Origin of the sequence: Treponema ruminis (genome assembly GCF_014201975.1) — a bacterium.
Classification (GTDB): Bacteria; Spirochaetota; Spirochaetia; order Treponematales; family Treponemataceae; genus Treponema_D; species Treponema_D ruminis.
In genome coordinates, this window is sequence record NZ_JACHFQ010000004.1 from 121,717 (window position 1) to 146,224 (window position 24,508).

Sequence of the window (24,508 nt, forward strand, 5' to 3'; positions counted from 1 at the left end):
AAAAGTAACAGTTTTGATGACCTCGGGTGTCTAATAAGCAACGAGGTTATCAAAATGAAAAAAATTGTCACATTAATCATTGCATTTTCAGCTGCCTTTCTTTTCGCAGACGGGCTGAAAATCACAGTCATGGACAAAGATTTGGATTTCCCGCTTGAGGGAGCAAAAGTATCTTTAGAGTCCGACCCCAAAATCACAGAAATTGCCGACGAGGACGGAAATGTCCTTCTTTCTATTCCTGATTCAGTTACTTCCGGATCCGTCAAGGCAAAATTCCCCGGCTACCGCGATGGCAGCGTAAAATTTTCTTCTACAGACGAGAGCCTGACAATCTATATGAGCATCGCTGACGTAATCGAGGGTAAGGAACTTGTCGTAAACCGTGCGGCTCCTGAGAAAAAAGAGGAAAAAATCGGTGTTGCGACAGTAATGTCAAAAGAGCAGATGCACACGACGGCGAACATCGGTATCGCAGAGGACTGTATGGCTTCAATCCGCACTTTGCCAGGAGTTTCTTTCAGCGGAGCCTGGGGCAGCGAGCCTTCAATCCGTGGAGGTGATCCAAGAGAAGCAGCCTGCCTGCTCGACGGAATGTACACAATCTTCCCTTGGCACTGGGGCGGTGGAGTTTCAATCTTCAATCCGTCAATGACTGACACAATCAAGCTTTCAAACGGCGTATTTTCTGCAAAGTATGGCCGTGCCAGCGCAGGTCTTCTTGAAGCAACGACAATTACACCTGACTATGAAAATTTCCACTTAAATGCAGGATATTCAACGACCTGTGCCGATGCCTTTGCCCAGATTCCTTTTGGCAAGGATGTGGGCGGAATGCTTCTCGGAGCTCATGTCAGCTATCTTGATCCTGTCGTCTGGGCCTTCAAGAAAATGGGCAGCAGCGACCTTGATTCAATCAAGCGGGCTCCATACATCCGCGATGTCTTCATGAAGACAAACCTTACACCGACTCCTGAGCTTTTTGTTTCTGTAATCGGCTTCTTCGGAAGTGACGGCCTTGAAATGAATCAGACTGAAGAAAAAGACGGACTGAAAACAAAGGCAATTATGGATTACGACATTTATCAGGCACTTGGCGGCATCAACGTAAAATATCTTGCGAACGATAAATTGCTTTTCCACGGAAATTTCGCCTACAACGGAATGTTTGAGGATATGGACATGAACGTTACGGAAAGCGGCTCGATCAAGTACAACGATGAATTCGTAAGCAAGTACGGTTCTGCCTTCCCGGGTGTAAAAAACGGAGGCTCATACAATATTCCTGAATTGAAGTCACAGATTACTGAAAAAATTGACAATCACCTTGTTTCAGGACGACTTGAGTCAGAAATCGAGCTGACTGAGAGAAATCACCTCTGCGTCGGAGTTGAAGAAACTTTCTCAACTGCAAAAACTACTGAAAAGCAGAACGGCTGGACTGACATCGAAATCAATGGCACAAATCTTTTCAGGCGGGTGGATTATTCAAGCGTAAGTGACGGAAACTGTATTTATGATCACGCGGCCTTCCTCTGCTGGACTTTCGGCAACGACAATGATTTGATCCAGTCTGAACTTGGCGTGCGCGGTGAATTCATCAGCCTGAGGAACAGCGGCGACGACTATACCATGAATTTCATTCCTGATGTCTGCCCGCGTGCTTCGGTCACCTATACTCCGTGGAGAAATACCAGCCTCTTTGACAAGGTTTCATTCACGGCGGGCTCAGGCCTCTTCGTTTCAATCCCTCGCGAAACAATGATTTTCACAAAGGACATGGGACTTGAAAGCTTTGAGATGCATTCGAACCGGGCAATTTTCAGTGTCCTTGGCACAAACGTTGATTTGAAAAGCGGCTGGAATTTCAAGCTTGAGTCTTACTACCGCTACTACCTTTCTCGAATCTATGCATATTCTTCTACGGATGCCAGCAGCAACTTCCAGGACGTTGCAATTCGTGCCGATTCAAACGGAAAGGGCCATGTATTCGGAATTGATTCGATGATTGAGAAAAAGGCTGGCGGAGCATGGGACGGTTATCTTTCTTACTCATTCAGCTGGGCAAGAATGAAAAATCCGGCTGGAATCAAGAGCGGCGTTTATGCTCCGAACTCAATGTACGGCGATCCTCTTGATGAATGGTATTATCCGCGCTACCACAGATTCCACACATTGAATCTCGTATCAAACTGGCATTTTAGAAAAAACTGGACTTTCACGGTAAAAGGCACTCTTGCGACCGGTGCACCAAAGGACAAAGTTGGCGATGTTGGATGCTATGCCGCAAGATTGGATGACGGAACTGTTATCCAGCGTTACACACGAAGCTCATTCTACAGCGATACTTTGCGAAATCAGATTTCATGCCCGATTGACTTGCGAATTGCTTACGAGTGGAAATCAAACAACGACAAGACTTCATGGGAATTCTATTTCGCGCTCCAGGATGTATTTGTAAATCTCTATTCACCAAAAGGCGACAAATCATTCAACAAATACACAGGCGAAATGAGCGATGTTGCAGAATCTGCTGATTTCAACATGGGAATCCCGATTCCGTCGGTCGGCATGAAAGTAAAGTTCTAAAAAATACAAAATTTGCTTAAAAAAAGTGACACTTCGGCCGTTCCGGAGTGTCTTATAATTAACAAGCCGATAACGTTGACTTGCTAAGGAGTAAAAAAATGGAAAAAGGTTTTAGTTTAATCGAATTGTTCAAGCTCGGCGGCCCTTTCATGTGGGTTCTCCTTGCTTTTTCTGTGGCGACAATCGCTATCGTAATCGAACGCTGCATTTATCTTGCATGGCACAACTGTAAGGTCGCGCCTATCCGAAACAAAATCATGGATTACTTGCAGCAGGGCAAAAAAGAAGAGGCCGAGGAATTTCTGGCTTCCTGCACACACAAACAGACAGTTGCATCAGTTCTTCTTGCACTCCTGCAGAACGCAAAATACGGTGAGAGCCGAATGGAGCGCGCCGCAGAAAGCGAGGCTCAGGAACGACTTCGCCGAATGGAGAACGGATTCAACTATCTCACAGCTCTTTCTTCACTTGCACCGCTCGCAGGATTTTTGGGAACAGTTTCGGGCATGATTGGAGCCTTCAAGTCAATCGCAGAGGCAACGGACGTAAACGCACAGCTCGTTGCAGGCGGCATTTACGAGGCTTTGATTACAACTGTTTTCGGTCTGATTATTGCAATCGTCGCCCTCGTCGCATACAATCTCCTGATTCAGAAAATCGACAAGTTTGCGGCAGAGACTTCAAAGGCAATCAATGATCTGGTTCCAGAGTTAATCGAAGCAAAGGCCATTTGACTGACAAGCGGGGAACAAAGAGATGATAAAACGCTTTGTACGGCATAATGTTGAGGACGCGGGAAGTTCTGGTTCTTTGAACGACCTTTCCTTCCTGCTGATAATTTTCTTCATCGTTATTGCGGGCTTTAACGTGAACAAGGGCTTCCTTCTGAACCTTCCTTCAAAAGAAAAGCCGATTGTGGTTAATACCGAGGACATATTGAAATGCAGCCTGCTTGCGGACGGAAGAATATTAATAGAAGGAAACGAAGTTGCCATTGACGAGCTGTCACAAAAAGTTACGGCTAAGCTCCAGAAGTGGCCGAACATGACATTCCTTCTTACGATTTCACCGGACGCGCACTACCAGAGTGTCGTAGATGTGATTTCAACGATAAGAAAGCTGAAAGTCGAGAACTTTTCGTTCAGAATGGAAAACGCGGGCTAAGCGAGGTAAATTATGGTCAAGCTAAAAATGAAAAGGCGGAATCCGTCGATTACAACATCATCAATGTCAGACATCGGCTTCCTGCTTTTGATTTTCATCATGCTGATTTCCCTTATGAATCAGCGTTATGAAGAGAAAATCAATTATTCGGAAAGCACTGTTCTGGAGCGGACTCAGGCCGATTCAAACTTTGAGATATGGGTTCAGAAAAACGGAATCATTTCAGCTGACGGAAATGAGCTGGATTCAATTTCTCTGGAAAAGGCAATCGTTGCTGCAATCGCAGAAAATCCTTCCGTCCGGATTCATGTGATTGCGGATAAGGACACGCCCTACAAATACGTGAATTCGGTGGTCGCTGTTTTGCAGTCGCTTCAGCACAGGGTTGTAAGTTTTGTCGTAAAGGAAAAATAAGGAATATAAAAATGAGTGCAGAAAAAATTTCTAAATATTCAGGATTTGCCCGCCCGTTACTTTTCGCTTTCGCACTTCTTCTTCATCTGGCGGCATTTTATTTCATCAATTTTACAGCAAAAGAAGAAGAGATTGATACTGTTGATTTTAGGGAAGCCGAGGTTTTTAAACTCGTGGATGTTCAGGAATTTGTTCCGCCTCCGCCTGCTCCAGTCGAAAAGAAGGAAGTTGTGACTGTTTCAAATCAGCCCAAGGCTTCTGAGAATTTCGTGGAGACAAAGGAAGAAGTTGTAGTCGAGCGTGAGGAAATTGTCTATCTCCCTCAGCACAAAATTTCTTCCGTTCCGATTATCCCGAGCCGGGAAGTGCTTTCGCGAATTGTCTATCCGCCGATGGCACTCAAACAGGGAATCGAAGCCGTGGTCTATCTGGAGCTTTTCATCGACTCAAACGGCTCCATAAAGAAGATAAAAGTCCTGAAAGACCCAGGCCACGGTTTTGCTCAGGCTGCCGTAAAGGCTCTGGAGGGCGTGACATGTGTTCCTGCGAACGCAAATGGAAAAAATTGCGCGGTACGTTACCGATACCCGGTAAAGTTCACATTGAATTAGCAGATTTTTTCTGCTAGATTTAGGATATGCAGTCTTTGCAAAAAAAATGCGGATTATTTAGCGGTTTTGGCTCATTTTCATTCTATCTTGATGCGCTCAAAATCGCTGTTCCCGTAATGGCTCAACTTTTGATTCAGAATCTTGTCTCTCTGATTGACAATTTTATGGTTTCCGGCCTCGGAGACGTAAAAATGTCCGGCGTAAATATTTGCGGGCAGATTCTTTTTATGTTCATGGTATTTGCCAACACAATCTGCATGGCTGGCGGCATTTTTATGACCCAATATTCCGGGGCAAAAGATCAGAACGGAATGAGGCAGGCTTTTTGCTTCAAGCTTTGGGCTGGATTTTGTGTGCTTTCAATCTATATGCTTTCGTGTTTTGTCTTTCCGCGCAAAATACTGAGCTTTATGGTTGTGGGAAACTCCCAGGCTGCATTGATTCTCGATGAGGGCGTCAAATATATGCGGATTATGGGCGTCATGGGCCTTCCGTGGATTATCTCAACCATGATTTCATCTTCCCTGCGAGAAATTGGTGAAGTCCGCGTGCCTCTCGTGATTTCCGTAATCGCTACGGTCGTGAACACAGTCCTCAACTTCATTTTGATTTACGGGCATTTCGGTTTTCCCCGCCTGGAAGTTCAGGGAGCCGCAATCGCCACGGTTATCGCTCGGCTGGTTGAAATGTTGGCATTCATTTTCTACATGATAAAAAAACGCCCGCCTTTCGTAATTCAGTTTTTCGATTTATTCCGCGTGAATTTCGGTCTCTTCAAAGAAATTTTCAAAAAAGCATGGATGATAATGTGCTCGGAAATGGTCTGGGCACTTGCTGAAACAATCACAACGGCTCTTTACAATGGAAGGGGTGGTGCGGATGTAGTTTCGGGAATGTCGGCAAGTTTCGCAATCGCCAACTTGTTTTTTGTGGCTTTCAGCGGAATCTGTACAGCAACCGGCGTAATCATCGGCAAGGACTTGGGCAGTGGAAGTCTCGAAAAGGCCCGCCAGGAAAAAGTCTGGCTTTTAAATGGTGCAAAAATTTTCGGACTGTTCTTTACAATCGTTGGTTTGGGCTGCATGTTTTTGGTCCCAATCGTATTCCGAAAGCTCAGCTTCGAATCCCAGAATATCTGTTCGCGGATGGTTTTTGTGATGGCTCTTTATATGCCGCTTTGGGTTTACATAAACGGACAGTTTTCGGTGAGCAGGGCTGGCGGCGACACAATGATGGGAATGCTCGTGGATGGAATCGGTAATCTTTTCATCGTTATTCCTGGAATCTTCTTCATGGCCAAGTTTACTCTGATTGGTCCTGTTGCAATGTATGCGATTATCAAGGCCGTGGAAATCCCCAAAATCGCAATCGCCCACTTCTGGCTTAAAAAGGAGAAGTGGCTTGTGAATTTAGCAAAATAGGGAAATTTTCTCAAAAGCGAGCGGAGTTTGTTGCACTCCGTCTCTTTGCTGTGTATTAATCACAGCATTCAGAAGCACAGGAAGAGCTGCCACAGTCATTGGAGTCACATCCGCAGTCACTGGAATCGCAGCAAGTTGAGTCACAGCAGTCAGAACCACATCCGCAGTCGCATGAGTCGCAGGTGCTTCCTTTTATGGCTTTGACGCTTCGGCCCATTTCAGAAAGCATTTTTATGTCACCTTGGATTGTGCTTCCGCTTGTGGTGAGCATGTTTCCTGTGATTGTCGCGCTTGCCCCGCTCTGGAATGCTTTTTTGCCGTTTTCGCTAAGAAGTTTTCGGCCGGCAGCAAGACGGATGTTTGCTTGGGGATTAATGAAGCGGAACATTGCGATTGTGCGCAAGATTTCTTCTTCGGAGAGAGGCTTGTTTTGCGCAAACGGAGTGCCCGGAATTGCCATAAGCGCATTAATCGGAATTGAGCGGATATTAAGCTCAGAAAGAGAGAGTGCCATGTCGATTCTGTCTTCAAAGGTTTCTCCCATGCCGATGATTCCGCCGGAGCAGACGCAAAGACCTTCTTCCTGTGCGATTTTGATTGTCTCGATTTTCATGTCGTAAGTGTGGCTCGTGCAGATGTTCGGGAAATTGCGGCGTGAAGTTTCGATATTATGATGATAGCTTGTGACTCCGGCTTTTTTTAAGCGTTTGAACTGCTCGCGCGTGATAAATCCCATCGACGCGCAGAGATTTATCGAAAGCTCTTTGTTCATTCGCTCATAAACATGAATCGCCTTGTCAAAATCCTCTCCAGTAAGTGCTTTTCCTGCCGTGACGATTGCGAATCTGTTTACGCCTTCGTTTTGATTTGCTTTTGCCGCCTGAATGATTTTTTCATCATCCAAAAAACTGTATTCTTCACAGCCTGTGTGATTGTGCGCGCTTTGTGCACAGAATTTGCAGTTTTCACCGCAGCGACCGCTCCTGCCATTGATAATAGTGCATAAATCCACGTTCTCGCCCTTGAAATGCTCTCGGATTTTGTCGGCAGCAGCTGTAAGCTCGTCAAGATTGCAATCCTTAAAAAAGGAAAGGTCGTCATTTCGTGAAAGTCGGAAGCCATCGATTATTTTTGATGCAAGTTCGCTTATTTTTAAATTTGACATTTTTTATCAGTCCTTTTGAGAATTACATTCGGGGGGTGACTGACAAAGATGCTTGGACATTACCCGAGTGTAATTGTATGAAAGTCTATCAAAAATCTGGAAGAATGTAAACTTAAAAATGATATTATTGGTTGACAATAAGTTAATGATAGCAGGTCCGCAGAAGATGAGTAAACCCTATTGACTAAGTAGGCTATTGCCTGTAGTATAAACCTACTATTTTACTAGGAATATCTAACTGCTTTGCAAGTTGCATTTTATCGGGCATCCGTGCCCGATGGCTAACGCCAAGTTTTAAGAGGTACAAAATGGCATTGGACGAACAGACAATTTACCGCGAGCATCCGTGTTTCGGGCCGCACAAACACAACAAGGGGCGTATTCACTTGCCAGTCGCCCCAGGCTGCAACATTGAATGCCGCTTCTGTGACAGAAAAATCAATGAAAGCGAGAACAGACCGGGCGTTACAAGCACCGTTCTCAAACCCGAAGAAGCCTGTGAATACATCCGCCGCGCGCTCGAACGCTGCCCGGAACTTACAGTCGTGGGAATTGCAGGACCTGGTGACACGCTTGCTACTCCCTACGCGCTTGAAACATTCCGGCTTGTCAAAAAAGAATTTCCTCAGCTGATTCGCTGTATGAGCACCAACGGACTTTTGTTGCCGGAAAAGGCGGACGAGCTTGTTGAGGTTGGAATAGACACGCTCACAGTCACAGTCAATGCCGTACAGCCGGAAATCGAAGCCCAGCTCAACAACCGAATAATTTATCACGGAAAAATTTACACAGGAGTCGAGGCCGCAAAAATTCTGATTCAAAATCAGATTGAAGGAATCAAACGCCTTTCAGACACAGGAATGTTAATCAAAGTGAATACGGTTTTATGTCCTGGAATCAATGACTGCCACATAGAAGAAATCGCTTACACTGTAAAAGACGCAGGCGCGCACATCTACAACATCATTCCGCTGATTCCTCAGAATGAGCTTAAGCACCTGGAAGCTCCGACATTCAAGCAGCTTGACGATGCCCGAAAAGCCGCGTTCCCATACATAAACATTTTTACCCACTGTGCTCATTGCCGTGCGGATGCAATCGGAGTTCCAGGCGAGTACGACATCGGAAGTGAAATCTACATGGGCCGGGTTAACACGAAGGAAACTTTTTCTCACGGGTGATTCTTGTCATTGCGATTCTAATTTTGTGAGACGCAAAAATATCGCCTATCCCAGTGGTATTTTCCTTAAAATAGTTATATATTTTTCTTAAAGGAGAAGCTGGGAATGGCTGCACGAAGAGATTTTGGCTATGACTTAATCAGGATAATTGCAATTTTAATGGTTGTGATGATTCATGTTTCGGCGTATGTCGTAACATATTTTGATCCTGACACAGACAATATCACGTTTGTTATCGGAAACATTTTTAATGGTCTTGGGCGTGCAGGAACTCCGCTTTTTATGCTTCTTTCGGGGGCGCTGCTTTTGAACGAGGAAAAACAGTTTGATACGCAGCGATTTTATTCGAAGTCTCTTTTGGGAATCTGTATGCTCCTTTTGTTCTGGCTTTTTTTCTATGCGTCGTGGCGGACTTTTGGGCTTCCCCGGTTTGCTGGAAAACCAGTCGAATCAAAATTGTTCTTGGATTATCTTCTTCGGCTTAGAGGTCGGTTCCCGCATCTTTGGTATCTGTTTATGCTTGTGGGGGCTTATCTTGCGGTTCCTGTTCTGAGGCTTTTCGTGAAAAAGGAAAACCGTAATTATATTCTGGGCTTCATTGTTCTTGCAATTGTGGTGCAGTTTGCTTCTCAGTCTTTAGGTGTTTTTACTTATGGAATGGATTTCACAGTTCGTGATTTTATGAACAAATTCCATTTTGAATATGCCACTGGATATATTCCGTATATGCTCGCTGGCTGGTATCTTGTCACTTTCCCGCCAAAAGGTAAACTCCGGAGCCTTATTATCGTTTCTGGTTTTGTCGCCCTCGTTTTTATTGTGCTTTCCGTTCAGTTCAAAATCAATTCAAATCCGAAAATTCGTGATTATATGGTGGAGATGAACACTTTGCCTGCATTCGTTTATGGTGTGGGAATTTTTACGCTTATGAACTCCATATCTGGAGGCCAGGAAACAAAAGGAAAAGCAGTGCAGCTTCTTTCGGCTAGTTCGTTTGGAGTTTATATAACGCATGTCTTTTTTCTTGACGTTTTTCTCGTGCTCATTCCGTACAAGTCTTTCGCCGAATCCAGGCCGTTTGTGTATATTCTTTTGATTTTTGCCCTGACTTTTACGAGTTCATTTGCTGCGACATTAATCTTTTCAAAAATCAAGGGAATTCGAAAACTTGTCAGGGCTTAGGAAACTGCTGATTAGCACTTGAAACTCCGACATTCAAGCAGCGCGACGATGCCCGAAAAGCCGCGTTACTTGTTGTTTATCACCAAAGCCCCGATTACGCCGGGAACCCAGCCGACAAGTGTAAGAAGGGTAACGATGATGATTGAGCCACAGCCTTTGTCCAAAACTGCGAGTGGCGGAAAGAGAATGCACAATAATACGCGGAGAATGCTCATGATTTAGTCCTTTTTTTGAATAGATTATAGCACATTATTCTGATTCTGTCGCAATGTTTATATGGAAGCACTCGCTCTCTTCAAGTAATCTTGTAAGAAGCAAAAATAAAGCCTACCCGTGTGGTGGCTAAAGTCAATAGATTCGATTGTGCGAGACTGAATAATCAATTTGTTACCATAATCCACGAAAGAATCTGCCTAGACCAAGAAAATCATTGTCATCATCATCTTCTTCATTGCTTAAATCAGTATCGTCAGTTCTATTCCATGGGGAAGTAAAATGAAGATCTCCCGAATCCATTTCCATAGATAAATTGTCGTCCATGCGCATGTGCAGATTACCGTCAGAGTCCATGCCCATGCTGTCGTCTAGTGGCATAATAAAATCACCATCTGAATAATCAAAAATCATGGGAATCCTCCATAAAATGATAGAATGATTTTTATTCTGTTTCGCAATATGTACTTATTTTGAGTGCTGACATTTTATATCAAAAGTATATCAGAATTTGCACAGAAAACAAGTTGCGAATTGAATAACAGAAATGCTTGACTAGTATAATAATATAGTATAAATTTAAATCGTTGGAACACCAAGCAAGGTGGGCTGTCTCCTAATCTTAACGAATGGGAGACTCGTGCAGATATGACGAATTACGAAAAAGCGATGCTTGGCATTGCGATTGTAACTTTGCTTATAGAAGCACTCGCTCTCTTCAAGTAATCTTGTAAGAAGCAAAAATAAAGCCTGCCCGTGTGGTCAAACTCTGGCAGGCTTTCAATCAGCTGAAAGGAGACAACCACATTGCTATGGTGTTCCGTCTTTTTTAATATAGCATATTTCGGGTAAAAGTCAAGATAATGGGATTATTTCTAAAACACATCATCTTGCTCATCTTCGACAGCTTTAGCATTGCTAAAATAATAGTATAGAACAAGATGAGCATCTTCAAAATGAAAGACACTGTTATCAGCTACACAGTCCAAAGCAACTGTTTCTAAATCATCGGCAAGTTGAGTATTCTCACCCCAAATTGCAGAAAGCTGACAAGAACCGTCTTTTAAGTTTTGAAACCAATGCTCAGCTTTTTGTAAAAAAGAATGTATGTTAGGATCAACCTTATCTATGATCTTCGGTTTACCGTAAGTTTTAGCGATTCTGTCTTTTACAGAATTAAAAGCATTTTGAATTTCCGTACCATATTTGTTACATGTAACGGAGTCAGAAATTGCTCTTATCTGATATAAACCAACCTTTTCATTTACATATACCGCATAATATGAAAACATCGGGTGACTTTTCTTTGGTTTCACCAGATAGACATCATCTTTCATAAAAGAAGGCTCTTCTTCACATTGTGCAGAGATTTCATCAAGAGACATTCCCATTTTCAAGCCAAATGGAGCTGCTAAAATTGTGAATGGAAGCAGTGCAAAAATTAAAGTCAATAATATTTTTTTCATTGTAAAATCTCCTTGCTATTTAATTATACAATGCTTTTTCTGCTATTTCTTCGATTTGTTTTTTGCCATGACGACAATGTAGCCGTTATCCCATTTTTTGACTTTTGTGTATCGCTCAAGATTCTTTGAAGTCAAAAATGTCAGGGTTGTGCCATTAAAAGAGAAAGTTGAATAATTGCCTTTGCTGCTCAAAAATGCCGTTGTAGATTTCTGCATAGAAACAGATTAACATGATTGCTGAAAATTTCCAATAAATTCTTTTGTTGGCTTTCTTCTCCACTATCTTACCCACTTCAATTTTTCCTGCTACAATATTTCCATGAGTTCATATTGCACAGAATGTGGTACGCTTCTTGTCGAAAAGGAGCTTGAAGGTGAGGGGCTTGTTCCTTATTGCGAAAAATGCGGTCAGTATCGGTTCCCGCTTTATAACGTGGCTGTCAGCATGATTGTTATTGATGAGTCAACTGGAAAGATTCTTCTGATTCAGCAATATGGGCGGCCTGTTTATATTCTTGTTGCGGGCTATGTGAACCGTGGTGAGAAGCTTGAGGATGCCACCGTTCGTGAAATCAAGGAAGAAACAGGCATGACTGCAAGCCGAGTTCATTTCAACAGAACGAGTTTCTTTGAAAAGTCAAACACGCTTATGTGCAATTTTACGGCTTTCGTAAAAGATGCTAGCGAACTTAATCCGAACAAAGAAATTGATTCTTACAAATGGTTTGCTCCAGATGAAGCCCGAAAGAATATTCTCCCAGACAGCCTGGCTTCTAAGTTTTTGAACGCTTATCTTGATGGGCGTTAGTTCAACGCCCACTTATTTCCTTTTACCGGCTCATCTTAAAAATTTCCAGCATATCTTCTTCATTCAGAAGTTTTGCTGAGCCTTTGGGGCCGCCGGTGCCCACGTAGCATTTGTGTGCCATGAGTTTTAAGTCTTCGTCGCAGGCTTTTACGCCCAGTTCGCGGAGATTTGTCGGCATTTTGATTTCGCGGTAGAAATCTTCCATGGCTTCGATGCCTTTGAGCGCGATTTCTTCATCTGTGCCAGCCTTTTCAACGTCCATTACATTGATTGCGAATTTTTTGAAGCGGGGGAGGCAGTCTTTGTAAACGTATCGTGCCCAGCTTCCCCAGATTGCCGCAAGCCCTGCACCATGTGCCACGTCGTAAAGACCTCCAAGCTCGTGCTCCAGTTTGTGAGTCATCCAGTCGCCGCCGTCGTTTCCGCAGCCTGTGAGTCCGTTGTGCGCGAGGCTTCCTGCCCACATGACTTCGGCACGTGCGTCATAATTCTTGGGATCTTTTGCAAGAATCTTTGCGTTTTCTTTGACTGTGCGGAGAAGGGCTTCTGCCATTGAGTCGGTGATTTCCATGTTGCCGCCGTTCGTGAAATAGCGTTCCATTGTGTGCATCATTATGTCCGTGCAGCCACAGGCAGTCTGATAATCCGGCAAGGTCATCGTAAGTTCCGGGTTCATGATTGCAAAGCGCGGACGGCCAAAATCACTTGAATATCCGCGTTTGACAAGCCCTTTTTCCTTTGTGATAACAGAAGAATCGCTCATTTCGCTTCCTGTTGCCGCAATCGTGAGAATAACGCCAATCGGAAGACAGCCTGTTACTTTTCGCTTGTAGTCGTAAAAATCCCACACATCGCCGTCGTTGGCCACACCGTAACCAATCGCCTTTGCTGAGTCAATCGCGCTTCCGCCACCCACTGCGAGGAGGAAATCAATTCCTTCTTTTTTGCAAAGTTCAATTCCTTCGCGTACAAGCCCAAGGTGAGGGTTGGGAACAGCACCGCCAAGTTCCAGATAGTTGATTCCGGCTTTGTCCAAAAAGCCTTTGACACGAGGCAAAAGACCTGAGCGAACCACGCTTCCGCCGCCATAATGAATCAAAACTTTCTTTCCGCCGAATTCCTTAATCAAATCCGCGACTTTTTCTTCGGTGTTCTTTCCGAACACGACTTTTGTAGGTGTATAATAATTGAAGCCGAACATTTTTCCTCCGTAATAGTGGTATGTGCCAGATGATTTTATAATTGTAAGTTGGGAATATCTGAAAAGCAAGGAATTTTTCGGGATTGATTCTTTGCTTTTGTATAAGTTAAAATTAAGCATGAATATTTTAGTTTTGGGCGGAACAAGATTTTTTGGAATTCACACGGTAAATGAACTTCTAAAAAATGGCCACAAAGTTACGATTGCGACGCGGGGCACTTCATCAGATTCTTATGGTGAAAGAGTCAGCCGTCTTGTGCTTGAGCGGACGAACGCCGAAAGCTTAAAGAATGTGCTTTCCGGCAGACATTTTGATCTTGTGATTGATAAGATTGCCTACAGTTCCAATGACATCAGAAAATTGCTGGACGTGCTTGATTGCGACAAATACATTTATATGTCAAGCACGGCCGTCTATGAAAAAAAGCATTTTGATATAAAAGAATCTGAATTCGATCCGCTTTCAAAAAAACTTGTCTGGTGCGACCGGCCTGATTTTTCATACAGCGAGGTAAAACGCCAGGCGGAATGTGCCTTGTGGCAGAAATATTCAGACCGAAATTTTATTGCGGTGCGTTACCCCTATGTAATCGGAAAAGATGACTACACCAGGCGCTTGCAATTCTATGTTGAGCACGTCCTTAATTCACTTCCCATGAAAATCGACAACCTTGACTGTCAGATGAGCTTTATCCGCTCCGATGAAGCCGGTTCCTTTATGGCTTTTCTTGCAGACAAAGATTTTAAGGGGGCTGTAAACGGGGCTTCTTGTGGCACAGTCAGCTTAAGGCAAATCATAGAATATATCGAAAAGAAATCTGGCTCAAAGGCGGTTATTTCTGGCGATGGCGAAAATGCTCCCTATAACGGTGAAGTTGAGCACAGCATAAACACCGACAAAGCCCGCGAACTGGGATTTAATTTTACAAATCTGCATGAATGGATTTATGAGCTGCTTGATTATTTTATGGAAAATAAAAGCTGAAGAGTGTGATTTCTGTCAAAGTTTCGCAAGTGTTTCCTTTTCCATCTTTTAGGAAGAGTGCAAGCAGTGCGGCCGCAAAAATAATGTTCAGGCCAAGACTCAAAACATTTTTGCGCCCGCTAAAGCCTATTTTTTTGAGCCGCTTTATTTTCTCAAGAACCGCCAGCTGCCTTTAGGGCAAAAACTTAGCCAAGCAATGCCTTGACACATTCCTCAACTTTGGCCATGTCGGCAGTAGGCTCAAAGCGGGCTACTACGTTTCCACTTCGGTCAACAAGGAATTTTGTGAAATTCCACTTGATGCCAGGTTTTTTAGCCCAGTCTGGATCTGCGGCATTGAACATATTTTCGAGAACTCCCTTCAACTCATGCTCGTCAAAGCCTTCGAATCCTTTCTGAGATTTGAGGTATGTGTAGAGAGGAAGTTCGTTCGGGCCGTTTACGTCAGATTTTTTCATCTGCGGGAAGGTTGTGTTGTAGTGAAGTGAGCAGAACTCGTGAATCTCATCGTCGCTTCCCGGAGCCTGACCGCCAAACTGATTGCAAGGAATGTCAAGAATCTCAAGGCCTTTTTCGTGGTAGTCCTTGTAAAGCTGCTCAATTGGTGCGTACTGTGGGGTGAATCCGCAGCCTGTTGCAGTGTTTACGATAAGAATTACCTTTCCCTTGTACTCAGAAAGTTTAAGTGTCTCGCCTTTGCCTGTTGTTACTTCGTAATCATAAATCATAGTTTAATCTCCTTGTGTTTGTGTTGATTATTTATACTGGCGTGCAAATTCTCTTGCAGCCTTTAAGTCATCTTCGTTTGGTCTTCCTTTGTGGAGTGCCTTGAACTCGCCTTTGCAATGGAATTCTTTTTCATCAACTGGAATTCCGACTTTAGCGGCTTCGGCCTTTACTTTTTTGTAAGTTGAATTGAGCAGGGCTGCCGAACCGAAGTTTACAATCTTGCCGACTTTGTCCTTTGAAAGACCAGCGATAAAAGAGCGGACTTCCGGGTCGATTGTAAAAGCATAGTAAGAATTTCCCAAAAACAAAATGTCGGCTTGCTCGTTAAGGCCTTCGCTGATTGGAAGGGCTTCAACGCCAAGTTCATTTGCAACTGCTTCTGCAAGACGCTTTGTGTTACCGGTTTTAGTGTAATATCTTACAGCGAATTTCATATAACCTCCGTTTGAATAAATATTTAACTAAATTAGATTGTATACAATCTAAAAATTATAATAATGCCTCTGCCTCAAATTGTCAAGGTAAATTTTCAGAAATATAAAAAAAAAGGTTTTAGCTATTGCATAAGTAGGTTAAAACCTATAGAATAAACCTAGTAAGGCGATAGGTTATCCGTATTACCAGAAACAATCTTTTGCTTTACAGGGGTACTATGTCAGAAAAATATAAGGTTGCGGTTGCCACGAGCGATGGAAAAACAGTCGATTCTCATTTCGGACATGTTCAGTCTTTTTTGATTTTCGAAGTTGATGAAGAGAGCGGCAAGGCAGAGGACATCGGGGAGAGAGATGTCACGGCTGCCTGCTCAGGCGGCTCTTGTGGAGGAGTGCAGTCTGGGAGCGATTCTGGCTGCGGCGGTCACAACGGAGCGGGATCAGGCTCTTCTCCCATGGACGAGATTGCGAAGGCTCTGAGCGATGTTGACTATGTTCTGGTTGCGCGCATAGGCCCGCATGCAATCCGTGCACTGGCAAAATACGACGTGACTGCCTACGACATAGTTCTTCCGATTGAAGAAGCAATAGCAAAAATCAACGAATACAGAATAAAAATAAAAGAAAGAAAACAAAAGAGGTATTAGGTATGGCGAAAATTCTTGATCAGCCGCGATACAAGTGTGCGTTGGCGGCTATGCAGACTGTTCAGTCGATTACGGGGGCAATTCCTGTTCTTCATTCGGGACCGGGATGTGCTTCAAAACTGAACGACAACAATGGAACCAGCGGACGATACAGCCCGAACATCTTCCCTTGTACTTCGATTTCGGAGAAGGAAGTTGTATTTGGCGGTGCTGAAAAATTGCGCTCGACTATTCACAATGCACTGCGCGTAATCGACGCTGACTTGTTCGTGGTACTTTCTGGATGTACGGGCGAGATTATCGGCGACGACATCAAGGAAGTTGCTCAGGAATTTGAGGACGAAGAAAAGCCTGTAATCTGGGCAAAAACTCCTGGCTTTAAAGGCAACAACTACGTGGGCCACGACTGGATTTTGAAGTCAATCTTCGAACAGTACCTTAACCGCCCGGAAGTCCGCGACGAGCGTGAAGAAGCCGGCGGAACAATCAAAGGTCTGGTCAACATTTTCGCAGGCCCGCCGCAGCAGGATCCTTACTGGCTCGGAAACCTTCGTGAAATTGAGAGCCTGATTTCTGCAATCGGTCTCAAACCAAATACGATCTTCGGCTTTGGCCGAGGAATCGAGAACATCAAAAATGCCGCACGGGCTGAGTTCACGATTCTGATTTCGCCGTGGGTTGGTTTGGAAAGCGCAAAATATCTTGAGACAAAATTCAAGGTTCCGCTTTTGCATTATCCGATTCTGCCGATTGGTGCTACAGAAACTACAAAATTCCTTCGTGCTGTACAGGAATTCACTGGGGCGGATAAAGATCTGGTTGAAAAGGTAATCACCGAAAAAGAAGCTGAATTCTACTATTATATCGAGCGATTTGCAGACACCCTGCTTGAAACCCGAATCCTGGGCAAGCGTTTTACGGTTGCAAGCGACAGCCAGTACACTATGGCAGTCACAAAATTCCTTGTAAACGACATGGGACTCTTCCCGGAGAAAGTCTTTATCACTGACGATGCGCCGGAAGCCTTCCGTACACAGATTGCCAATGAGATTTCAAATCTCAACTACGGAATTCAGGCAGAAGTTCAGTTTACGACAGACGGTCACGACATTCACGAGCAGATTAAAAAGACCGACTTTGCGGGCACTCCGCTGATTATCGGCTCCAACTGGGAGAAAAAGCTTGCTGCTGAAATCGGTGCGCATTATGTGAACGTAAGCTATCCGATGCTTGAAAAGCTCGTAATCAACGACCACATCGCAGGCTACTCAGGCGGACTTCATCTGCTTGAGCAGATTTTCTCAGCCGCAATGAGCAAATTGAAACTTTAGGAGATAACCATGCCATATAACTTTAAAAACGCAAATCTTGCCGTTCGTGAAAACCGACTCGGCTCAATCACAGGTTTTGTGGGCGACCTTGAAACGCTCGTATACCGTTCAGAATGCGGCTCACTCAAAAACCGCGAGCGATGCTTCTCACAATCAAGCTCATGTCTTTCGGGCTGTGCCTTGAATGCCCTTGCCGCAATCCGAAATGTGGCAGTCGTCTATCATGCACCGGCAGGCTGTACCGCAATGGCCTCAAACGACAACGTAAAATTCGGCCAGATTGCAGCCAGAATCAACAAAACCACAAATTCGGTCTTTGTCTGCACGGACTTGAACGAAAAGGACACGGTTTTTGGCGCGATGAATGACCTGCGCAAAATCGTTGAGCACACCTACAACACTTACAAGCCGGACGCAATTTTTATCTCGACTTCCTGCGTTTCGGGCGTTATCGGTGAGGACGTTGACGGGCTGGCCGACGAAATCAACGAGGAACTTCCGATTCCTGTGATTCCTGTTCACTGCGAAGGCTTCAAGAGCCGAATCTGGGCGAGTGGTTTTGATATTTCCGATCACGCCGTTTTGCAGGGAATCGTAAAGCCACCGAAAGAAAAACGTAGAATCATCAACATCAAGAACTTCTACGAGAGCGCCCGCCCTCAGATTACAAAGATTTTCAACGAAGTCTTTGACGCAGATCCTCAGTTTTTGTACTGTAACTCGACAATCGAAGAACTTAGCCATTTGAGCGAGGCTCTGGCAACGGTCTGTATCTGCGGTACTCTGGGAACTTATCTTGGAAACGCTTTGGAAGAGACTTACGGCGTTCCTTATGTCCGCACAATCAACCATTCAGGTGTTACAGGATTTGAAACATGGCTTCGTGGAATCGGGGATGCAATTGGCCGCCGTGAGCAGGTTGAAGCTTACATCAGAAAACAGCGCGAGATTTTTATTCCGCAGATTGAAGAGGCAATCAAGCCGCTTCGTGGACTTCGGGCTGTAATCGGAATGGGACCAGGCTTTACTTACGAGATTGCCCGCGTTTTGCAGGAATTCGGCATGACAATCGATTACGCCCTTGCATGGCACTACGATTACAAGTACGACAACGGGGAAGTTCCGCCGGCACTGGAGCATTTGCTCAAAAACAGCCCTAAGGACATGAAGGTTGCCGTGGCCGACCAGCAGAACTACGAGGTTTTGAACATCCTCAACCGCTACAAGCCTGACGTTTACTTTAGCCGACACCCGGGTACAACCGTCTGGGCAATCAAGCAGGGCTATGCCGCAGTCTTCGTTGCCGACGAGTACACAGTCTTTGGCTACGAGGGAACTTTGAGCTTTGCAAAACTGATTCGCGACACCGTTACAAACCGCTCATTCGAGAAAAACCTTGCCGCCCGAATCAAGCTTCCGTATACAAAATGGTGGTACGAGCAGAGCAACGAAAAGTTCATCAACGCTGAAAGCAAACGCTAGAGTTTTATGACTCTACAGCAAATAAAATACATTCTTGGCGTGGCAGATTCTACTTCGCTCAACAAGGCTGCGGAAAGGCTTTTTGTCTCGCAGCCCTCTCTTTCAGCTTCTCTGCATGACGCGGAAGATGAGCTTGGCTTTCAGATTTTTAACCGCACAGCCCGCGGAGTGAAGCCGACAGAAACTGGTGCGAGATTCATCCGTGACGCCAGAGAATTTTATTCACATTACGAAAGACTTCTCAAAAAATATACTTCGTCAGAAAAGAAAACTTTTTCGGTCACGACATTGTATTATGCCTTTGCGCGGAAGGCCTTTGTCGAAATCGTAAAGGATTTTTCGGACGAGGACTATGATTTTGCTTTCTGCGAAAAAAAAGCTTCGCTTGTGATTGCGGATGTTGCCCTCGGAAAAAGCCAGATCGGCATTCTTTACTTGAGTGATTCCAACCGCGAGTCAATTTCAAAAAGTCTCAAATCGAATAACCTTGAATTTCATCATCTCACCGAATGTAATGCCTTTGTATACCTTCACAAAAATCATCCGCTGGCAAAAAAAGAGTCGGTCTCGCTCGACGAACTTTCGGATTACCGCTTCGTGACCTTTGACACCGACGATGTTAAGTCATTTTTCTCCGATGAAGTGATTGAACGCTACGGCCTGAATCAGGCGATTACGGTTGCTGACCGGGCCACGGAACTGAACCTTCTAAAAACTCTTGACGGCTACACTTTTCTTTCCGGTGTATTTGCAGAAGAAACGAACGAAGATTTTGTCCTTGTTCCGCTACAGAATCCCGATGACGGACTTAGCCACAGTTTTGAGCTGGGCTACATTTCAAAAAGCAGCGTAAAAATCGAAAAAATCAGCCTGAATTACATCGATGCGGTGCGGCGGACTTTGAATATCGCGGGCTTTGTGTGCTAAATTCGTACGGTCACTGAGCATCGTCGAAGTTACAGTCACAGTTTAATTCTTTTAAGAATTTTTTTTGTCCTAACTTATAGAAAAATCCTATAACACCTATAAAAAAAATATATTAGAAAAGATTCTTAAAAAAATATATACCTACTACTGTGCTAGGTAATAACGACCTAGAGAGGAGGCTTTATGAAAAAATTTACTTTAAAAAATCTTGGTAAGACTGTTTTGGCTTTGGCACTTGCCCTTTTGACTTTTGGCTTACTTTCATGCAAAAAGGAAAAGACTGAAGTTCAGACCGTTATCGTTGGTACAGGCTCTGACATGCAGCTTTACTGCTATCTTGATGAAAAGGGTGAGCTTGCAGGTTACGAGATTGACGTAATGAAGGCGATTGACGAGCTTTTGCCCCAGTATAAATTTGAATTCCAGACTTTTGACTTCAAGAACATTCTGCTTGCCCTTTCAGCAGGAAAAGTTGACATCGGTGCCCATGCCTATGAGTCAAATCCGGAGCGAAGGAAGAATTATCTTTTTACGGAATACGGCTACAATGACTTTTCAAAATACATCGTCGTATTGAAGGAAAATACTGACGTTCACTCCCTCAAAGACCTGGTTGGAAAGGCGGCTCAGGCTCAAACTGGAAGCGCGACTGGAGCAATTCTTCAGCACTGGAACGAAGACCACCCGAACGAGCAGATTAATGCCATTCTTACAGCGGCGCTGACTAACGAGCAGGTCGTTGCGGCAATGAAAAACGGCACTTATGACGCATTCTTCACAAATATTCCAAGCTTCAACCAGATTCAAAAAGAATATGGTGGAATTTTCCGTCTCGTTGAGGAGCCTATTTCAACTTCAGCGGCTTATTTCATTTTCAATCTGGACAATCCGACCCTCAAGGCTGATGTAGACGGAGCCCTCAAAAAACTGATTGATTCAGGCGAGCTTGCAAAACTTGCAATCAAAGACTTGGGCTCAGACACGACTAAAAACATCAACAAATAAAAACAAAGAAATGGCTTAGCTTATGGCGGATTTATTTTCTTGGCAAAGGCTGATTCAGAATTTTCCGATTCTGATTGTAAAGCTTCCGATTACTTTTGAGATTGTGGCGGTTGCCTTCACTTTGGGCTTTCTCCTTGCCCTTCTGATTGCGACTGCCAGAATCAAAAAAATTCCGGTTCTCAATCAGATTCTGACGGTATTCATTTCCTTTGAGCGGGGAACGCCCCTTCTGGTTCAGATGCTGGTGGTTTATTACGCACTTCCAATCGTGCTCAAGACTTTTTTCGGAATTGATTCACGCAGGTGGGAAAAAATCATTTTCGTTGACCTGGCCTTGATTTTAAATCAGGGAGTCTTTTTGGGCGAGATTTTCCGTGGTGCCATTCTTTCGATTCCAAAAGGTCAGAGGGAAGCGGCCATTGCCTGCGGATTTTCTGAATTCAACGCCTTTGTCAGGATTGTTCTTCCCCAGGCTGTGCGGGTTGCCCTTCCTTCAACCGGACTTACTCTGATTGGTCTTTTTCAGGAAACTTCGCTGGTCTTTATGATTGGCGTGATTGACATTATCGGAAGAGCCAGCGCGCTTGGAGCCACAACAGGCCACAGCCTTGAAAGCTACGTGATTATCGCGGTGATTTTTGTGCTGATTAATTTTGTACTCACGGCAATCACCACAAAAATCGACAAAAAGCTGACTTTCGGTGCGAAGCCTGTAAGGATGGGGGCAGTATGAAATTCAGTTTTGAGTATCTCTGGAAGTGCCTTCTTTCGGGCGTGGTTTTTATTCCCGTCACCCTCAAACTTGCCCTGATCCCGCTGGCTCTGGGCCTTGTCCTTGGAACTTTGATTGCGGTAGCCAGGATTTTCAAGGTTCCGGTTGTTGAGAAAGTGTTTAAAGTTTTCGTCGCAGTCTATTCAGGCATTCCGCTCATGGTTACGCTTTTGATTTTTCACTTGATTTACCTGAGCTGCTTTAAGCCCGGCAAAAACGGAACCATGCTGCTGGCTTATTTTACATTTACGCTGAGCAGGACAATCATTCTGAGTGAGACGATTCGCGGAGCTTTTCTGGCCATTCCAAAAGGTCAGTACGAGGCGGCCTACAGCTGCGGACTTTCGACTTTTCAGGCACTTAAAAAAATCATAATTCCCCAGATGATTCCTGTTGCCCTGCCGAATCTTACGAACAACACGCTGGGTTCAATCAAAAACACTTCGATTGTCCTTGTCCTTGGCGTGGTGGACGTGCTGAACGGTTCCACGATTCCCTGTGCGGACACTTACAGCTACGTTGAAGGCTATGTGGCGGCGGCGATTATCTATTGGGCTGTAAACGCGGTCGTTGAATTCTTCCTGGTTCGCCTGGAAAAGCATCTGTCGAAAAAAAGGTGAGGAAAATGATAAAACTTGAGCATGTGAAAAAATCTTTTGGCCATCTTGAAGTGCTGCATGATGTTTCCCTTACGGTTGAAGACGGAAATGTCGTCGTCATTTTGGGCCCAAGCGGCAGCGGAAAGACAACCCTTTTGCGCTCGATAAATTTTTTGGAGAGGGCAGACAAGGGCACTCTTTCAATCGGAGACATTTCGGTGGACCTGCACGCCGCAAAGAAAAAGGACGTCCTTAACGTCAGAAGAAAAACTTCAATGGTCTTTCAGAATTACAATCTCTTTGCGAACAAGACCGCACTTGAAAATATTGTTGAGGCTCTGGTCACGGGCCACGGAGTTCCAAAGGCTCAGGCGATTGAGCGGGCAAAACTGGAACTTAAAAAAGTCGGCCTTTCCGACAAAGAAGATTACTATCCAAGCCAGCTTTCAGGAGGCCAGCAGCAGCGTGTGGGAATAGCCCGGGCTGTGGCTCAGGACGCTGAGGTGATTCTGTTTGACGAGCCTACCAGTGCCCTGGACCCTGAACTTGTCGGCGAAACCCTTGCCCTTATAAAGCAGGTTGCAAAGGAAGGCCATACGATGATTGTCGTGACTCACGAGATGAGCTTTGCCGAAGAGGTGGCCGATAAAGTCGTATTCATGGACGGGGGCTACGTCGTTGAGGAAGGTTCTCCAAACGATATTTTTTATCACCCCAAGGAAGAGCGGACAAAGCAGTTTTTAAAGCGAATATTGCCGCCTTCTGACTACATTATTTAGGACACAATACCTGCAAGGAAAGCTGTATGACAAAAATCCGACACGCGAGTCTAAATGACCTTGAAAAACTGAGCGAGGTTGAATCCCTCTGCTTTCCACCAGCTGAGGCTGCAGGCCGGCAATCAATTGAAAGACGGCTTAAAGTCTTTCCAAATCACTTCTGGCTCCTGTTTGAATGTGACGAGACTGGAAATGAAAGGGAACTGATTTCCTTCATCAACGGCCTTGTCACAAGCCGGAAAGATTTGACGGACGAAATGTACGACAATCCTTTGCTCCACGAAGAAAAGGGCGACTGGCAGATGATTTTTGGCGTGGACACAAATCCTGCCTTCCAGCACAGGGGCTTTGCTTCCAAAGTAATGGAGCAGGTCATTTCTGACGCAAAAGACCAGGGCAGGAAAGGAATCGTGCTTACCTGTAAGAAAAAACTCCGCACATTCTACGAGAAATTCGGCTTTGTGAGCGAGGGCGTCTCGGATTCCACCCACGGCGGCGTGGTCTGGCTCCAGATGCGGCTGATTTTTTAAGGAAAAGCAGCAGATTTAGAAGAGGTCAGATAACCTGCTGCCCTTCCCGGTAAAAATTTACCAGCTATACTTATAAAATATATTTCATATCTCTGCCAATATTTTTTCTCAATAGCAGTAATAAGATTTTTGTATACATATTTTTTAATTATATCTTATATAGGAAATTTGTATTTGTCACACCTGTCAACATTCTGTATAAATAGCGTAATCTAAAATTTATACGGAGGTGTATATATGAAACCTTGCATTGTATTGATGGGAGCACAGCATGTCGGAAAGACGGCGCTCGGTAAAGGTCTTGCTGAAAAACTGGGAGTTCCATTTTATGACACTGACCAGATGGTTACAAAAACCTTTCAGAAGCATATTTGTGTTTTTTTCGCGGAAGGTGGTTATGAAAGCTACAGTTGGGCTGAAACAGAAATGTGCAAGCGTCTGGTAGCGGAATACAAAAATTCTGCCCCGATTTCTGCCGTAATTTCGACCGGAAGTGGCTTTTGGGCGGACGACACGGGAATCGCTGAACTCCGTAAAATCGGAAGTTTGTATTGGATTGACGGTGACATAGAACTTGGTGCCCAGCGCCTCATGGAAGAAGCAACTACTGATCCTGCAAAAATAAATCCCTACCTTATGAAGAATGGAAAATTCTACAATGTGTATTTTTCAGTTCCAAAAGTAGAAAAACTTGAGGATATCCGTAAGCACCACCTGGAATTGACGCTTCCTTCACTGGGAGTATATGAAAGCCTTGCGGATGTGGTCGTTCGTCCAGGGGATGCTTCGGTTGAAGAAAATGTTCAGCTTCTTTATGACAGCATTGTCTGGGATGAGGATGTAAAGCCTGACTATCAAAAAGCAGTATAAATCAGA

The 24,508-nt window shown here is 44.5% G+C and carries 28 protein-coding genes; 20 read left to right on the forward strand and 8 right to left on the reverse strand.

The window, feature by feature from the left end; all coding sequences use genetic code 11:
• The first annotated feature begins 54 nt into the window (after positions 1-54).
• The 6 genes from HNP76_RS06620 (at position 55) to HNP76_RS06645 (ending at position 6,196) form a co-directional block, all read left to right on the forward strand.
• Positions 55-2,586: a TonB-dependent receptor plug domain-containing protein gene (locus HNP76_RS06620; protein ID WP_184658766.1), complete on the forward strand. Its 2,532-nt coding sequence runs from the start codon at positions 55-57 to the stop codon at positions 2,584-2,586.
• Positions 2,587-2,684: 98 nt separating this feature from the next.
• Positions 2,685-3,320, forward strand: coding sequence for a MotA/TolQ/ExbB proton channel family protein (locus HNP76_RS06625; RefSeq protein ID WP_184658768.1), 636 nt, complete (start codon positions 2,685-2,687; stop codon positions 3,318-3,320).
• A gap of 22 nt (positions 3,321-3,342) precedes the next feature.
• A complete protein-coding gene (locus HNP76_RS06630; protein WP_184658769.1) occupies positions 3,343-3,750 on the forward strand; it encodes an ExbD/TolR family protein in 408 nt (135 codons plus the stop codon).
• A gap of 12 nt (positions 3,751-3,762) precedes the next feature.
• A complete protein-coding gene (locus tag HNP76_RS06635) occupies positions 3,763-4,164 on the forward strand; it encodes an ExbD/TolR family protein (RefSeq protein ID WP_246462640.1) in 402 nt (133 codons plus the stop codon).
• Between the two features lie 11 nt (positions 4,165-4,175).
• Positions 4,176-4,775 (forward strand): energy transducer TonB, encoded by a 600-nt coding sequence (locus tag HNP76_RS06640; RefSeq protein ID WP_184658771.1) that lies wholly within the window; start codon positions 4,176-4,178, stop codon positions 4,773-4,775.
• A gap of 26 nt (positions 4,776-4,801) precedes the next feature.
• Entirely contained in the window at positions 4,802-6,196 is a 1,395-nt protein-coding gene (locus tag HNP76_RS06645; RefSeq protein WP_184658774.1) for an MATE family efflux transporter, read from the forward strand.
• Positions 6,197-6,251: 55 nt separating this feature from the next.
• Here the strand turns inward: HNP76_RS06645 and bioB are convergent, their stop codons facing one another.
• A complete protein-coding gene (gene bioB / locus HNP76_RS06650) occupies positions 6,252-7,361 on the reverse strand; it encodes a biotin synthase BioB (RefSeq protein ID WP_184658776.1) in 1,110 nt (369 codons plus the stop codon).
• A gap of 308 nt (positions 7,362-7,669) precedes the next feature.
• Here bioB and HNP76_RS06655 point away from each other — a divergent pair, with 308 nt between their 5' ends.
• Both HNP76_RS06655 and HNP76_RS06660 read left to right on the forward strand, forming a co-directional pair.
• On the forward strand, positions 7,670-8,542 hold the full coding sequence (locus tag HNP76_RS06655) for a radical SAM protein (protein ID WP_184658778.1): 873 nt from the start codon (positions 7,670-7,672) through the stop codon (positions 8,540-8,542).
• 105 nt (positions 8,543-8,647) lie between these two features.
• Positions 8,648-9,724: an acyltransferase gene (locus tag HNP76_RS06660; protein WP_184658780.1), complete on the forward strand. Its 1,077-nt coding sequence runs from the start codon at positions 8,648-8,650 to the stop codon at positions 9,722-9,724.
• Between the two features lie 65 nt (positions 9,725-9,789).
• On the opposite strand, the gene HNP76_RS06665 is transcribed toward HNP76_RS06660, so the two are convergent.
• From HNP76_RS06665 to HNP76_RS06680, 4 genes are all read right to left on the reverse strand, one after another.
• Positions 9,790-9,939 (reverse strand): YqaE/Pmp3 family membrane protein, encoded by a 150-nt coding sequence (locus tag HNP76_RS06665; RefSeq protein WP_184658782.1) that lies wholly within the window; start codon positions 9,937-9,939, stop codon positions 9,790-9,792.
• Positions 9,940-10,111: 172 nt separating this feature from the next.
• Entirely contained in the window at positions 10,112-10,351 is a 240-nt protein-coding gene (locus HNP76_RS06670) for a hypothetical protein (protein ID WP_184658784.1), read from the reverse strand.
• 461 nt (positions 10,352-10,812) lie between these two features.
• Positions 10,813-11,403, reverse strand: coding sequence for a hypothetical protein (locus HNP76_RS06675; RefSeq protein ID WP_184658786.1), 591 nt, complete (start codon positions 11,401-11,403; stop codon positions 10,813-10,815).
• A 42-nt stretch (positions 11,404-11,445) separates the two neighbouring features.
• Positions 11,446-11,619, reverse strand: a complete 174-nt coding sequence (locus HNP76_RS06680; RefSeq protein WP_184658788.1) for a DUF7724 family protein — start codon at positions 11,617-11,619, stop codon at positions 11,446-11,448.
• A 103-nt stretch (positions 11,620-11,722) separates the two neighbouring features.
• Here HNP76_RS06680 and HNP76_RS06685 point away from each other — a divergent pair, with 103 nt between their 5' ends.
• Positions 11,723-12,211: an NAD(+) diphosphatase gene (locus tag HNP76_RS06685; protein ID WP_184658790.1), complete on the forward strand. Its 489-nt coding sequence runs from the start codon at positions 11,723-11,725 to the stop codon at positions 12,209-12,211.
• 22 nt (positions 12,212-12,233) lie between these two features.
• On the opposite strand, the gene HNP76_RS06690 is transcribed toward HNP76_RS06685, so the two are convergent.
• Positions 12,234-13,412: an iron-containing alcohol dehydrogenase gene (locus HNP76_RS06690; RefSeq protein ID WP_184658792.1), complete on the reverse strand. Its 1,179-nt coding sequence runs from the start codon at positions 13,410-13,412 to the stop codon at positions 12,234-12,236.
• A gap of 118 nt (positions 13,413-13,530) precedes the next feature.
• Between HNP76_RS06690 and HNP76_RS06695 the strand changes: the two genes are divergently transcribed.
• Entirely contained in the window at positions 13,531-14,397 is an 867-nt protein-coding gene (locus HNP76_RS06695; RefSeq protein WP_184658794.1) for an NAD-dependent epimerase/dehydratase family protein, read from the forward strand.
• A gap of 185 nt (positions 14,398-14,582) precedes the next feature.
• On the opposite strand, the gene HNP76_RS06700 is transcribed toward HNP76_RS06695, so the two are convergent.
• Positions 14,583-15,125 (reverse strand): glutathione peroxidase, encoded by a 543-nt coding sequence (locus HNP76_RS06700; protein WP_184658796.1) that lies wholly within the window; start codon positions 15,123-15,125, stop codon positions 14,583-14,585.
• Between the two features lie 27 nt (positions 15,126-15,152).
• Positions 15,153-15,560: a flavodoxin family protein gene (locus HNP76_RS06705; RefSeq protein ID WP_184658798.1), complete on the reverse strand. Its 408-nt coding sequence runs from the start codon at positions 15,558-15,560 to the stop codon at positions 15,153-15,155.
• A 218-nt stretch (positions 15,561-15,778) separates the two neighbouring features.
• Between HNP76_RS06705 and HNP76_RS06710 the strand changes: the two genes are divergently transcribed.
• From HNP76_RS06710 to HNP76_RS06755, 10 genes are all read left to right on the forward strand, one after another.
• On the forward strand, positions 15,779-16,207 hold the full coding sequence (locus HNP76_RS06710) for a NifB/NifX family molybdenum-iron cluster-binding protein (protein ID WP_184658800.1): 429 nt from the start codon (positions 15,779-15,781) through the stop codon (positions 16,205-16,207).
• A 2-nt stretch (positions 16,208-16,209) separates the two neighbouring features.
• Positions 16,210-17,538 (forward strand): nitrogenase component 1, encoded by a 1,329-nt coding sequence (locus HNP76_RS06715; protein WP_184658802.1) that lies wholly within the window; start codon positions 16,210-16,212, stop codon positions 17,536-17,538.
• A 9-nt stretch (positions 17,539-17,547) separates the two neighbouring features.
• The gene (locus HNP76_RS06720; RefSeq protein ID WP_184658804.1) at positions 17,548-19,020 is read left to right on the forward strand and encodes a nitrogenase component 1; all 1,473 of its coding nucleotides are present in this window, start codon (positions 17,548-17,550) and stop codon (positions 19,018-19,020) included.
• Positions 19,021-19,026: 6 nt separating this feature from the next.
• Positions 19,027-19,947 carry a LysR family transcriptional regulator gene (locus tag HNP76_RS06725; RefSeq protein WP_206173054.1) on the forward strand — a complete coding sequence of 307 codons (921 nt, stop codon included), beginning with the start codon at positions 19,027-19,029 and terminating at the stop codon, positions 19,945-19,947.
• A gap of 183 nt (positions 19,948-20,130) precedes the next feature.
• Positions 20,131-20,952, forward strand: a complete 822-nt coding sequence (locus tag HNP76_RS06730) for a transporter substrate-binding domain-containing protein (RefSeq protein WP_184658808.1) — start codon at positions 20,131-20,133, stop codon at positions 20,950-20,952.
• Positions 20,953-20,974: 22 nt separating this feature from the next.
• Positions 20,975-21,685: an amino acid ABC transporter permease gene (locus HNP76_RS06735; protein WP_184658810.1), complete on the forward strand. Its 711-nt coding sequence runs from the start codon at positions 20,975-20,977 to the stop codon at positions 21,683-21,685.
• Positions 21,682-22,344 (forward strand): ABC transporter permease subunit, encoded by a 663-nt coding sequence (locus HNP76_RS06740; RefSeq protein ID WP_184658812.1) that lies wholly within the window; start codon positions 21,682-21,684, stop codon positions 22,342-22,344. Before HNP76_RS06735 ends, HNP76_RS06740 begins: the two co-directional genes overlap by 4 nt.
• 5 nt (positions 22,345-22,349) lie before the next feature.
• A complete protein-coding gene (locus HNP76_RS06745) occupies positions 22,350-23,102 on the forward strand; it encodes an amino acid ABC transporter ATP-binding protein (protein ID WP_184658814.1) in 753 nt (250 codons plus the stop codon).
• Between the two features lie 26 nt (positions 23,103-23,128).
• Positions 23,129-23,632, forward strand: coding sequence for a GNAT family N-acetyltransferase (locus HNP76_RS06750; protein WP_184658816.1), 504 nt, complete (start codon positions 23,129-23,131; stop codon positions 23,630-23,632).
• Positions 23,633-23,869: 237 nt separating this feature from the next.
• Complete coding sequence (locus HNP76_RS06755; RefSeq protein WP_184658818.1) at positions 23,870-24,502, forward strand: shikimate kinase; 633 nt, start codon at positions 23,870-23,872, stop codon at positions 24,500-24,502.
• Positions 24,503-24,508: the final 6 nt, after the last annotated feature.